The sequence below is a fragment of the Sphingobacterium detergens genome, from assembly GCF_003610355.1.
Lineage (GTDB): Bacteria > Bacteroidota > Bacteroidia > Sphingobacteriales > Sphingobacteriaceae > Sphingobacterium > Sphingobacterium detergens.
Genome location: NZ_RAPY01000002.1, coordinates 107810 through 120648, shown reverse-complemented (window position 1 = coordinate 120648; position 12839 = coordinate 107810). Strand labels below are relative to the sequence as shown.

Below are 12839 nucleotides of genomic sequence, written 5' to 3'. Positions count from 1 at the left end.
TTCTTCGTCACTGAGAGCAGATAAGAGCATGGTGTAGCCTAGGTGCTTACAGCATATTTCTGTGTTTAACACGGACTCACCACGGACTCATGTTGCATTCACCACGGTCGCAGTACGACACAGCTACGGCGATGTCTGGAAGTTGGTGCGACGCATTGACCATAAAGGTTTGCACCTGTCTAGTCCTGATATCGCTTAACCTAATGCAAAAAAGGGAGCAAACTCGCTATGAATTTGCTCCCCTTTTTATAAACAGCTAGTCCGTCAATTATGACTAAGTACTAATGCAAAAAAAGATTTTTAATACAATCTTTTTTTGCAAATATTTGATTGGGGCTTATTTTACATTTCCCATTAATTTCCGAACCACAGGCGACAATGCAATCAGTACCACACCAGCGATTAAAGAATACAAGCCCAATTGTTTATAACTTTCGGTGTACGTCACTAAGTTATCCGCCAAGGAACTTCCTTCTTTTGCTTCAGCCATACTCGCACCGATCAAGCCCGCCACATATTGTCCATACGCACTTGCCAAAAACCACATTCCCATCATAATACCTTGTAACCTCGCTGGAGACAGTTTCGTCATAATGGAGAGTCCAATTGGCGAAAGACAAAGCTCCCCGACGGTAATCACCAATAAAGCAAGTGTAAAGATATCCAATGAGGTCATGCCTTCATGAGCGAATAAACGCGTCGCAAAAAGTACATAGTAACCTAAACCCAAGAAAACAAAGCCCAGACCAAACTTGATAATCGTATTCGGCTCAAGTTTACGTTTTCCCAACCATATCCAAAATAGACCAAATAACGGCGCTAAGGCGATAATGAATAACGCACCGCCAGAATTATTGACACCATTTGGATCAAGTGTCACTGCCCCAAGTAAAGAGTCATTCAGATGCTTGGCAGCAAAGATGCTCAATGAACCACCACTCTGTTCATATATCCCCCAAAAGATAATGGAAAACAAAATAAATACCAGTGCAGCAATTAATTTCTTGCGTTCCTCCTTGGTTACTTGCGACATTTCATAAAACAGGTATAAAAGTGTCAATGGGCCAATGGTATACATAAAATAATCGGTATATTGGGTTTTCGACACCATGATCTGAATAACAGGTATAAAGATCAAAGTCAGCGCATATACAGCATATTCAACCCATTTTGGCAAGGCTTTCGTCTTTACGATAGCATCTGGGTGTCCGGGTTTAAGCCCGATAGGTCCAAGGTGCCTTTTGGTAAAGTGAAAATTAATCAAACTTGCCAGCATCCCTATTGCAGCTAGACCAAAGGCAACATTCCAACGGTGAGGTTCGGAGATAACCGAGCTTAACATATATCCTTTACCAATGGCGACACAAACATAGCCACCTAAAAATGCACCTAGATTGATCCCTGCATAGAACAACGAGAAACCACCATCACGACGGCTATCGCCATCACGATAGAGCTCTCCTACCATCGTAGAGATATTCGGTTTAAAAAAGCCGGTACCAATAATAATGAATGAGAGACCAAAAAAGAAATATTGATGTGGATCTGCGGCTAGGAAAAGACTCCCTACAATCATTAATATACCTCCCCAAAACAATGATTTTCTAAAACCTAAAATCTTATCAGCAAAAAGACCACCGATAAATGTAAAAGCATAGACAAATGCCTGGGTAGCTCCATACTGCAAATTAGCTTCTTTCTCCGCAAAGTTCAGTTGTGTGATCATAAAGAACACCAACATGCCCCGCATGCCATAAAAACAAAATCTTTCCCACATTTCCGAGAAAAACAGGCTCCAGATCTGCCTTGGGTACTTTCCCTTAAAATTTTGAATCTCCTCTAGCGATTCCCGTGTACTAACCTCCATACTGTATTTATATTAATCAAAAAAGCTTCTTTCGTAAAAGAAGCTTATATAGTTATTATTTAACTCCGTGCATCAATCTTTTGATCAAAGGATTGAACAGCATGACAAGCAATCCGGCCAAAGCTGGAATAGCCGTAAATAAAAAGAAAAAGTGACTCAACGAATATTCCTGTTGAATTGTCTCGACCTGTCCGCCCAATACTGCTGCAACCTTTTGTGCAATAGCAATTGCTAGATACCAGATGCCGAACATAAAAGCCAACATCCGTGCTGGAACCAATTTAGAAACATAAGATAAGCCCACCGGAGAAATAAACAATTCTCCCAATGTATGAAATAGGTAAGTCAAGACGAGAAATACCATAGAAATTTTCATTCCCGGTGCTATGCCCCATGAACCTAGTCCGATAATCAGGAATCCAATGGCAACCAGTATCAGACCAAATCCATATTTAAAGGCAGCTGAAGGATTGTATTTCGATTCCCATATCTTAGATACCGTGGAAGCTAGTGCAATGATAAAAAATGAGTTGAGAATAGAAAACCAGGATACTTTGATTTCCGAAGCTTCTTTATTAAACTCCTGATAAAGCATCCAGATTGCGGCACCCCAGATCAGTCCAAAGCAGACAAATAATACGATATTGGAGATGGCAATCTTATCCCAGGTTACCTTTGCAAGTTTTATTAAAACCCAGCTGATAATTGCTAGTGGTACGATCGTTAATAAACCATTGACTACATTAAATGTCGTCAATGCGGCACCTGTAAGTGCTCTGTCGATATTATCCCTTGCGACAATGACCAATGAGGTTGCCCCCTGTTCAAAGCTCATGAAAAAGAAGATGAGGAAAAACGCCAAAAGCACCACGGCAAACATTCTATCCCGTACAGTCTTGTCATAACGCAAAATCCGGGAAACGATCAAATAAATAAACAAGATCAATGCAATAATGACCATGATATACTGACCTCTTAAAAAAGAAGTATCCAGCCCGGCAAAAACATCAATAATACCATTTTTCGACAATGGATCATTGAAGGCATATACAAATCCTATGATAGCTACAATACCGATAAGCACAAAATCCTTTATTGTAAACGGATTTTTAGTATCCGTATCATTGACAATAACTTCTTTCTTTTCTCCGGCCGCAGATTTGTCCAAAATCCCAAGATTGCCCATGAGCGGTTTTGCAAACACAAACTGAAGGGTACCTAGGAGCATAAAAATACCAGCCAATCCAAATCCCCAATGCCATCCATATGTTTCAGCGATGTAACCACAGAGCATCATCCCAAAGAAAGCGCCTGCATTGACACCCATATAGAATATCGTATACGCTCCATCCTTCTTTTCAGGAAGATCTTTATACATTTCGCCAAGGATCGAAGGCATGTTCGGTTTGAAAAAACCTGTTCCGATAACCAAACAGATCAATCCCAGAAAAAACATGATCGCAGTATCAAAAGCCATTGCGGCATGCCCCAATGTCATGATAGCTGAGCCAATAATAACAGCTTTTCTGGATCCGATGTATTTGTCGGCAATGATCCCACCGAGTATTGGTGTCAGATAGAGCATCATCGCGTATGTTCCGTACAAAGCACCTGCTTGTTGTGCGGTCCAGGCCCAGCCAGAGAATGGGCTACCTTGAATAACTGCAGCAGTTAAAAATTGCATCAATAGGACACGCATTCCATAGAATGAAAACCGTTCCCACATCTCTGTAAAGAAAAGTACGAACAGCCCTGAGCGCTGTCCTAGTACATTCGATTTAAAAAAATCGTTCGACGGGCTAGTAGTTATATCCCCGTTTAGTCTCCCCATAAGTAATCAACCTTTATTTTTATAAAATACTTACAAAGAAACAAAAACAAAATCACTTTTGGCCAAAATAAAGTTGCATAAACAAAAAAAGGCAACCCATTTGGATTGCCTTTTCAGTAACATTTTTAATATGCCCTATCTTTTGTGCAATTGTTCGTAAAGATCAATGACCTTTTTCTGAAGTTCGATAACTTCGCCATCACGTAGTTGCAACTTTTGCGTTAACGCATTGACCTCATTGACATACTCTTTATCCTCTTCTGAATCAGAAGTAGATAGTAGTTGAACAACTGTCAAATTGAATAATTTTGAGATTTGATTAAGGCGAGACAGATTTACATCTGTAATACCTGTTTCAATTTTTGAAAATGCTGGGATTGAGATATCCAATCGCTTTGCAACATCCTCTTGACTCCATCCCTTCTGGTGTCTAAGTAGTCTAATTTTTTTTCCTAATGCATTCATCTGGTAGATATTTTAAACAAAAATAGCAAATAAAAATATAATTTACATTAAATTATATTTTTTTCTCTAAAAATCTCTAAAAAACCGATCAGCGAGCACCGAGAGATTAACCCCATTATAATTATTTAAACTCATAAGTAGTAAATTGTAACCCTTAGATTTAACTCCATCCAAAAAGGAATACAGGCCATCTAAGCTCACAACAACCTCTAAATCAGGATTATTAAAACTCCTTTTGATATTCTCAGGAACACTTTCAATATCCTTATTAAGTTCCTTACAGGAGTGGATATTCACGTAAACCACAGAGAGATCCGACTCTTCCATTGAGTTCGCATATTGTAACAAAAAGGACGAATCTAAACTATCATACGAGTTTAATTCAATAATTGTGACCAATTTCTGATTAGGAAATTGTTCTTTTACCGCGTGAATACTCGACCGCACTTTATCCGCATTGCAGGCATAATCTTGATAGACTACAGATCCTTCTGAGCTCGCCACAAACTCCAAATAACGGATAGATGTATTAAAACTCTTTATTGCATCAAAGAACTCTTTCTTTTTAATGCCCAACCATTCACAGACTGTATAAGCACCAGCGATATTAGACAGATTATGTTTCCCGAATACTTGTAAAGGAACTTCTCCGTCTGCGGTATTTAGATAGGTAACCCCCTTATTAATTGTGTAATCGGGGATCTTATAGCCATGCCGGTTAATTTTACAGTCTTTGGTATCTTGCAAAACTTTTTGAAGAACGGCATCTTCTTTATTATAGATCAGTGTTCCTTTAGGGGGTATGGAATCAATAAAATCTTCAAATTGTTTAATATATTCCTCTTGAGATATTTTGGAATTAAATTCATTCCATACGATACCCGAGATTAGTGCGATATTAGGCTTATAATATAAAAATTTCGACTTGGAATCAATTTTGGACGAAACATATTCATCTCCCTCGATAATAATAATCTTATTATGTTTGGTAATATCCACAAGTTTATCAAAGCCTCTTAATTGCGCCCCAACCAAATAATCAAATTCTTTTCCTAAGGAGCGCATAACGTGCATAATCATGCTCGTAATCGTTGTTTTCCCGTAGCTCCCTGCAATAACCACACGGATTTTATCCTGTGAGAGTTCTTGTATAAACTCGGGAAAAGAATAGATCTTCAGGCCTAATTCCTGCGCCTTTTTCAATTCGGGATTATCTGCTTGCGCATGTGCTCCCAAAATAACGGCATCAATATCTTCGGTCACCTTGTCGGCAAACCATCCCAATTGATCTGGCAATAATCCAGCTTCGATGAGATGGGAACGGGAAGGTTCCACAATCTGATCATCAGATCCAGTAATTTGGTGCCCTTGCTTTGCCAAAGAAATGGCAAGGTTATGCATCACACTACCACCTATCGCTATAAAATGAATACGCATCGCTCTATTACCGTTTCACAAACTTGGCTGCACACCAATTATTTAAAACTTTTTTGGAGATAAATTCAAAACCTAAAGACTCAGCAGTATCACGTAACATCGCCAAATCTTCCTGTTCATAAAATCCGCTTAAGTACAACTCTCCATTTTTATTGATACTTAAAGCATATTGTGGTAATTGTTCCAATAGAATATTTCGATTGATATTTGCTAAGATAGTATCGAAAATTCGACCTTCTAAAACTTCGAAGGAACCACAAATAGCCTCGATATTGTCTACGGTATTAAGTAGTCTATTTTCGATCACACTGTCCACACAGATTTCATCATAATCTACTGCCAAGACAGCATTAGCACCTTTTTTGGATGCCAAGATTGCTAGAATACCCGTACCACAGCCCATATCCAACACCTGCTTACCCTCAAAATCATTCTCCAAAATATATTGGAGCATCATCGATGTGGTCTGATGGTGTCCTGTCCCGAAGGACATTTTAGGATCAATGACTATTTCATAAGGGAAATCAGGTTTTGCGTCATGAAACGTAGCACGTACATAACACTGTCCACCGACTTCAATAGGGTTAAAATTACTCTCCCAGAGTTTGTTCCAATTCTGGTTTTCAATTTCCTGAACCTTATAGTCTACTTCAAATCCCTCATCAAGATTTAGCATTAATGTTTCTAATGCTTGCAAATCAAGATTTGCAGCTGGAATATAAGCTGCAAATCCTGATTCGGTATCTTCAAAAGTATCAAAGCCGATGTCTGCCAAATCAGATACCAATAGATCTTTTTGCCATTCCTCACCCGATAGCATTTGAAAGATAACCTCTATGTATTTCATTTCTAAAAATTAGCCGTTAAACACTTTGGCAATATCAATAAAATCTCTCGATTTCAATGAAGCTCCTCCAATCAAACCACCGTCAATATCTGCCTGTGCAAATAGATCCTTCGCATTGCCCGGATTACAAGATCCACCATACAGGATACTTGTGTTATCCGCTGCTTCTTGGCCGTATTTTTCTGCGACAACCTGACGAATAAACTGATGAACTTCCTGCGCTTGCTCTGGGCTAGCCGTAAGTCCTGTCCCAATCGCCCAAACTGGCTCATAAGCCAATACGACTGCAGCAAAATCTTCATTGGACAAATGGAACAATCCAGCTGTCAATTGTGTTTTAATTATTTCAAAGAAATCACCCGATTCACGTTCTTCTTTTGTTTCGCCGATACAAAATATAGGCGTCAGGCCATGTTTCAGCGCGATATCTACTTTAGCAGCCAACAACGCATCTGTTTCACCAAAATAAGCACGTCTTTCAGAGTGACCTAAGATCACATGTGAAGCACCCACCGATTTTACCTGACCTGCTGAAATCTCACCTGTGTATGCTCCAGACTCCGCCTGATGAATATTTTGTGCACCAATATTCACATTAGCAACATTCTTAGATAATTGCCCAAGACTTGACAAGTGGATGAAAGGGCTACAAACAACCAGTTCCTGATTTCCAATTACCTCATCTTTGGCCATATTGATAATTTCAGAGAATAAACTTAATCCTGATTGATAGTCTAAATTCATTTTCCAATTACCAGCTACGATTTTCTTACGCATGATTTTTACGATTTAATTATATTTTTTGTTAAGTTGATTCAATTCCCTTATGAGCCGTTCCGGTAGTTCCTCATTTTTCGATATATATAGTGCTTCCAGATACGCCATAAACTTATCAAAGTTATAGATCTGTGTATCCCCATTGAACACCCAGGCAAACGACGGTACAAATTTAGCATAAAAACTTGTATCTGCTAGCATACTTGCAATTCCAATTACGGTTCCGGTATTGAAAGATGAGTTGATCCCCGCTCGTGTATAGTCACCTATAAAGACACCACACTTCAATAAACCTGTATCTCTAAAGTCTTCCAGTTTATAATCATAAATCGTAACCGTTTTTAGATTGTTTTTTAGATTTGAATTGGATGTTCCTGCGCCGAGATTACACCAGTCACCAATGACCGAACAGCCCAAATAGCCGTGATGACCTTTTGCGGAGAAGTCACCAATAACTGAATTACCCACTTCACCACCTACAACGCTCTGCTTACCAACAGATACATTCCCATAGATTGTTGCACCCATTTTCACGACAGCGCCCTTCCCTAGGTATAAAGGTCCCCGAAGATGCGCCCCTTCCATAATTGTAACACCTTCATCAATATAAATGGGCCCAGTAGTCGAGTTGAGTGTCACACACTCCATCGTGACCTGTTCTGCAATGTAAAAATCTGTACCCAGCAGCTGATTTGTCGGAGAGACAGTCGCAGCAGCGGTCTTTTTTGCTAAAAGATTGAAATCATTGACAATTTCAGCGCCTGTTAATAAAAACAGATCCTCTACCCCATTCAACAAAGATATGGTATCATCAGCACCTTTTAGTTTAAAGACACCTTCTTGATGATATCGCCAGGCGAAGACTGTTCCGTTTTGTTGTAAGGCATCTCCCACTTCCATTGTAGCAATAGCCCGCAATAAGCCCTCAGATGGAATAATATTCTCGGACAGACATAGAATACCATCTTCCAGAATATCACCTTCAGCAAGCTCTAAATTGAACATTTGGGCCAACCTATTCCATTTCTCTCTTAGCGTCAGTATACCGACACGTAAGTCAAGACATGATTTAATAAAGGTAAAAGGATATAAACTCTTTTTATCAAAAGAAGTCAGCGGGAAAGTGAGCTTATCCAACGGTCGGATAGCATCAAAACAATCTACAAAAAAGATTTTCACAAAATAAAAATAATAAAAAAAACCCGACAAATAGCATTTATCGAGTTCTTAATATTGTAATATACAGATCTGCTACAATTATTTTTTGTTGTAACGGCTACGGAATTTGTCGATACGTCCAGCAGTATCAACCAATTTCATTTTACCTGTATAGAAAGGGTGTGATGTATGAGAAATCTCTAATTTTACAACTGGATACTCATTACCATCTTCCCACTGAATAGTCTCTTTCGTGTCAACACAAGATTTAGTAATAAAAGCATAGTCGTTTGACATATCTTTAAATACAACTAATCTGTAATTTGAAGGATGCAAATCTTTTTTCATTATTATTATGATTACGTATATTCAATTATTGAGGTGCAAAGATAATTTATAAAAATGTAATTTGCAACAATTGCAAAGAATAATTCGCTGAATTTTTCCACACTTTCAGTTACCGGCACTTAAACGGTTACAAATGTAACAATCTTTATTTATCCCCCAAGAATTATTTTGTTTTCCAAGTTTTTTCTCCTAACTTAACTTACTACAATTAAATCATTTACATAATTATGAGCAAATTAGATGAAAAAATTGCTGCATATACTGCAGAATCCAAAAAACTTGGTCTATCACTAGATGATGCATTCATTGCAAAAGTGACAAAAGGAATGGGTCCTTCCATTTACAATGCAGATTCAGAAACTATTGCAGCATCAGATCCCGAGGAGCTTAATCGTGTCAAGCAAAATTTCCTGATCAAAAAATTAGGTCTTAAAGATGGTCCTGATTTAGACAAGGCATTAGAAGAGGTTATTACCACTATTGGTAAATCCAATAAAAATAAATACCGTGTTTTGGTGTATGCTTTATTGGCAAAAAAATTCAAAAAAGAATCTGTTTACCAATAAGCATCAACATTTTAATAATCCAACTTCTATCCAAAAATCAATTCCCCAAAGAATTGAGGTAAATGGAAATTAGGAGTTGGATTATCTACTTTATTCCATGACAGAAAATGCGGATTTTTTAGGTTGTCACCACACTTGTAAAAGTTCCCATGTATTTTCTTCCCTTTCAGATCACTTGTATCATTAAATTTAAAGACAGCCAGTGGAATGACCTGGATCATGCTCCAACGTCTGTCCGTACCACTATGCCGTTCAATCATGGAGAATGCCTGTACCGTCTCAATCTCTGCCGCACTGAGCCTGTTTCTCGTTGATTTATCAGGAGTTCCGTAGCCGATCAATCCTGTTCCTATCAAATTAAACTCAATATTATAATAATGCTGACGATCATCAAACGAAACAAAAAGCTCTACACAGCTATCCTCCCATACATTTTGATTCACCTCCGCATAATTTCCACGCAATTGCTCTTCTGCGACATCAAACTGCAACAGCAATGCTTTTTGCGTGTAACCAATTTTAAATCGCACCTGCGGCTTGTAAGGATACGACTCGCTCCAATTACTATATTCCAATGTATTCCATTCCAAATCTTTGACAAGATCCGAAAGCTGATTAAAATTGTGACTGCCGGTCAAATCTGATGCAATAGGCAGAATGGTTAGTTTCTTCATATACAATAAAGTTAAGAAAAAGAAGCTTCATCATCAGATGGAAGCTTCTCAAAATATTAAAGGTATAAAATCGTTAAATACAATCAAAAATTACCTTTCTCATAAATTCCTCATTCTTTTCCATCTCCTCTACCAATTTCAGCTGTGTATTGGTGCGTACCAAATTATGTTCATCATATTTGGTTTTATAATAGTGGTCACCCTCGATATAATCGGTCAAGAAACGCACACCTTGCATATAAGGCAACAAAAATGCGCCATCCACCAAAGTTTCTTTTTCCAGTGTCGTCAAAAATTCGTTTGCTTCTTCCAAATATCCTTCCGCATAAGCCTTATATAATGAAAGGTTCAGCACGATTTTCGATATATCCTTCTCATCTTCGGCTACGGGATTTATAATGGTACGGATGGCATCCCCAAAATCATAAGCCACATACCCTGGCATAACTGTATCCAGATCGATTACACACTGCATTTTATCATGAACATCCAACAATACATTGTTAAACTTTGTATCGTTATGTGTGATACGTAGCGGCAATGCACCTTTATTTCCCAAATCCAGAATCGTCTTCATGCGGTCTTCACGATTAAAGATAAAATCCAGTTTATCTTGCACCAGACGAACACGTTGGCAGACATCTTTTGCGATAGCCTTTCTCAGGTTATCAAGTCGGAATTCTACATTATGAAAATTAGGAAGTACCTCCACAATACGGGAAGCATCCAGGTCAGAAAGCTGTTTCTGGAACAGTCCAAAAGCACGTCCACCTTCTGCGGCCTGCACTTCCGTCTCCACGATATCATAACTCTTCGTATCCTCGATCAGGATAAACATACGCCAGTAATTCCCGGTACTATCCGTTGTATATAGTTTGCCCTCCAGTGTAGGAATGATCGTCAGAACATGATCACTAACCTGCTTCCCTTCTGCAACTTTTACTTTTTTACTAAGATGTTTTGTTACGATTTCAATATTATGCATCAAACCGTCCACATTTGGAAAAACGTGATGATTAATGCGTTGCAATAAATGCGATATTCCACTATCTATGGAGGTAATTACACGATAAGTATCATTGATATGACCAGAACCAAAAGGCTGCACTGAAATGATATCTCCTTCTAATGTGAATTGTTTTGCTGCGTTCTCTACTACTAATTGGTTAAAATCAGACATTAAACTATGTTTTTTAAATCATCAATGTGCTTGCAATATCATAAATTGAATTAATAAATGATAATTTTTATTTCAATCAAACGATTGCATGAAATTTAATAAATTTAAACAATCGTTTGCACTTTCATTTATAGCAAATGAAATAATATATTTGTTGATAAGAGCCAGTCACATAGACGGTTCTTATTGTAAGATAAATAACTAATATACAAACTCCTCATATCTCAAAACAATGGATAGAAGAAATTTCATTAAATCAACTGCCATCACTACCGCTGGAATCGGCGTTCTTTCAAGCACAGACCTATTCGCTCAAACAAACGGGAAGATAAAAATCGGCTTTATCGGGGTTGGCCTTCGTGGACGTAATCACGTTCAGATTGCCTTACATAGAGACGACTTAGAAATTGTGGCAGTATGTGATACACAAGAAGAATCTCTTGCACAATGCCGTAAACAGTTCAATGAGAAAGGCACCAAACTTCCGAAAGAGTATACTGGAGGCGTTGATGCTTACAAAAAAATGTTGAGCAGCGAAAAATTAGATGCCGTTATCATCGCAACACCTTGGCAATTTCACAAAGACCAAGCTATTGATGCCATGAAAGCGGGTTTATATGTCGGTTGTGAGGTTATCGCAGGCTTAACAGTACAAGATCACTGGGATGTTGTAAAAGCTTCTGAAGAAACAGGTAAACCTTATATGACATTGGAAAATGTTGCTTTCCGTCGTGATGTGCTTGCTGTATTAAATATGCACAGACAAGGTTTATTTGGCGAATTGTTACATCTTGAAGGTGGCTATCAACATGATTTACGTGAAGTTCTATTCAATGATGGAAAGAGTTATTACGGTCATGGTGTAGAATACGGGCCTAAAGCACTTTCTGAAGCACAATGGCGTACACAGTTCAACATCGACCAAGATGGTGACCTTTACCCAACACATGGTCTAGGTCCAATCATGCAATTTGTTGACATCAACAAAGGCAATAGATTTACACATATCACATCTTACTCAAGTAAGGCACGTGGTTTGGCGGCTTATGTGAATAAAGTATCCCCAGGACACCCAAATAGCAAGTTAAACTATAAAAACGGCGACATTACACAAACGATGTTACAATGTGCGAATGGTGAAACAATGTTGTTGACACATGATACCCATTTACCAAGACCATATTCTATCGGTTTCCGTGTACAGGGTACAGACGGTATCTGGATGGACGTCGCTAAAGGTATCCATATCGAAGGTAAATCAAAACCCCACACTTGGGATCCGGCAGACGAGTGGGTTAAAAAATATGATCACCCTATCTGGAAGAAATACGAAGAATTAGCAACTGGTTCAGGTCACGGTGGTATGGACTGGTTTGTATTCAATGCATTTATCCAAGCTGTAAAACAAAAAGTTCAAACGCCAATTGACGTTTATGATTCAGTAACAATGAGTGCAGTATTCCCACTTTCTACAGAATCGATCAAAAAAGGTAATAAAACGTTAGAGTTCCCAGATTTCACAAAAGGAAAATGGAAAACAAAGAAAAATACCTTTATGCTTGACGATAGCGGTATATAATATCAAAAAATAGTATAAACCATAGAAGCTGTATCCCGAAAAGATACAGCTTCTTTCGTTATGGTATTTAATATAATATCGATAGTTCTACCATTTAGGCTGCCTTTTTC

12 protein-coding genes are annotated in these 12839 nt (G+C 38.3%); 2 read left to right on the top strand and 10 right to left on the bottom strand.

The genetic code is table 11. The features are described 5' to 3' along the window. Positions 1-337: 337 nt before the first annotated feature. The 8 genes from DFQ12_RS12545 to DFQ12_RS12510 form a co-directional block, all read right to left on the bottom strand. Positions 338-1867 carry a peptide MFS transporter gene (locus DFQ12_RS12545; protein WP_120259414.1) on the bottom strand — a complete coding sequence of 510 codons (1530 nt, stop codon included), beginning with the start codon at positions 1865-1867 and terminating at the stop codon, positions 338-340. Between the two features lie 55 nt (positions 1868-1922). Further along, complete coding sequence (locus tag DFQ12_RS12540; protein WP_120259413.1) at positions 1923-3698, bottom strand: peptide MFS transporter; 1776 nt, start codon at positions 3696-3698, stop codon at positions 1923-1925. Between the two features lie 135 nt (positions 3699-3833). Then, entirely contained in the window at positions 3834-4163 is a 330-nt protein-coding gene (locus DFQ12_RS12535; RefSeq protein WP_120259412.1) for a helix-turn-helix domain-containing protein, read from the bottom strand. A gap of 66 nt (positions 4164-4229) precedes the next feature. Next, positions 4230-5600 (bottom strand): Mur ligase family protein, encoded by a 1371-nt coding sequence (locus tag DFQ12_RS12530; RefSeq protein ID WP_120259411.1) that lies wholly within the window; start codon positions 5598-5600, stop codon positions 4230-4232. A 7-nt stretch (positions 5601-5607) separates the two neighbouring features. Beyond that, a complete protein-coding gene (gene prmA, locus DFQ12_RS12525) occupies positions 5608-6447 on the bottom strand; it encodes a 50S ribosomal protein L11 methyltransferase (RefSeq protein ID WP_120259410.1) in 840 nt (279 codons plus the stop codon). A gap of 9 nt (positions 6448-6456) precedes the next feature. After that, entirely contained in the window at positions 6457-7224 is a 768-nt protein-coding gene (gene tpiA / locus DFQ12_RS12520) for a triose-phosphate isomerase (RefSeq protein WP_120259409.1), read from the bottom strand. A gap of 12 nt (positions 7225-7236) precedes the next feature. Continuing rightward, positions 7237-8403 carry a putative sugar nucleotidyl transferase gene (locus DFQ12_RS12515; protein WP_167457267.1) on the bottom strand — a complete coding sequence of 389 codons (1167 nt, stop codon included), beginning with the start codon at positions 8401-8403 and terminating at the stop codon, positions 7237-7239. Positions 8404-8481: 78 nt separating this feature from the next. Next, the gene (locus DFQ12_RS12510) at positions 8482-8730 is read right to left on the bottom strand and encodes a type B 50S ribosomal protein L31 (RefSeq protein WP_077437478.1); all 249 of its coding nucleotides are present in this window, start codon (positions 8728-8730) and stop codon (positions 8482-8484) included. A 227-nt stretch (positions 8731-8957) separates the two neighbouring features. Between DFQ12_RS12510 and DFQ12_RS12505 the strand changes: the two genes are divergently transcribed. Beyond that, positions 8958-9296 (top strand): DUF2853 family protein, encoded by a 339-nt coding sequence (locus DFQ12_RS12505; protein WP_120259407.1) that lies wholly within the window; start codon positions 8958-8960, stop codon positions 9294-9296. A gap of 26 nt (positions 9297-9322) precedes the next feature. On the opposite strand, the gene DFQ12_RS12500 is transcribed toward DFQ12_RS12505, so the two are convergent. Then, positions 9323-9970, bottom strand: a complete 648-nt coding sequence (locus DFQ12_RS12500; RefSeq protein WP_120259406.1) for a carbohydrate-binding family 9-like protein — start codon at positions 9968-9970, stop codon at positions 9323-9325. 73 nt (positions 9971-10043) lie between these two features. Continuing rightward, entirely contained in the window at positions 10044-11150 is a 1107-nt protein-coding gene (locus tag DFQ12_RS12495; protein WP_120259405.1) for a phosphotransferase enzyme family protein, read from the bottom strand. Positions 11151-11382: 232 nt separating this feature from the next. On the opposite strand from DFQ12_RS12495, the gene DFQ12_RS12490 reads away from it, so the two are divergent. Further along, on the top strand, positions 11383-12729 hold the full coding sequence (locus DFQ12_RS12490; RefSeq protein WP_120259404.1) for a Gfo/Idh/MocA family protein: 1347 nt from the start codon (positions 11383-11385) through the stop codon (positions 12727-12729). The last annotated feature ends 110 nt before the right edge of the window (positions 12730-12839 follow it).

What these genes read in the sequence shown, in the direction of transcription:
- tpiA (WP_120259409.1), bottom strand. Translation starts at nt 7,224, where the DNA reads ATGCGTAAGAAAATCGTAGCTGGTAATTGGAAAATGAATTTAGACTAT.
- DFQ12_RS12500 (WP_120259406.1), bottom strand. Translation starts at nt 9,970, where the DNA reads ATGAAGAAACTAACCATTCTGCCTATTGCATCAGATTTGACCGGCAGT.
- prmA (WP_120259410.1), bottom strand. Translation starts at nt 6,447, where the DNA reads ATGAAATACATAGAGGTTATCTTTCAAATGCTATCGGGTGAGGAATGG.
- DFQ12_RS12535 (WP_120259412.1), bottom strand. Translation starts at nt 4,163, where the DNA reads ATGAATGCATTAGGAAAAAAAATTAGACTACTTAGACACCAGAAGGGA.
- DFQ12_RS12540 (WP_120259413.1), bottom strand. Translation starts at nt 3,698, where the DNA reads ATGGGGAGACTAAACGGGGATATAACTACTAGCCCGTCGAACGATTTT.
- DFQ12_RS12545 (WP_120259414.1), bottom strand. Translation starts at nt 1,867, where the DNA reads ATGGAGGTTAGTACACGGGAATCGCTAGAGGAGATTCAAAATTTTAAG.
- DFQ12_RS12510 (WP_077437478.1), bottom strand. Translation starts at nt 8,730, where the DNA reads ATGAAAAAAGATTTGCATCCTTCAAATTACAGATTAGTTGTATTTAAA.
- DFQ12_RS12490 (WP_120259404.1), top strand. Translation starts at nt 11,383, where the DNA reads ATGGATAGAAGAAATTTCATTAAATCAACTGCCATCACTACCGCTGGA.
- DFQ12_RS12505 (WP_120259407.1), top strand. Translation starts at nt 8,958, where the DNA reads ATGAGCAAATTAGATGAAAAAATTGCTGCATATACTGCAGAATCCAAA.
- DFQ12_RS12530 (WP_120259411.1), bottom strand. Translation starts at nt 5,600, where the DNA reads ATGCGTATTCATTTTATAGCGATAGGTGGTAGTGTGATGCATAACCTT.
- DFQ12_RS12495 (WP_120259405.1), bottom strand. Translation starts at nt 11,150, where the DNA reads ATGTCTGATTTTAACCAATTAGTAGTAGAGAACGCAGCAAAACAATTC.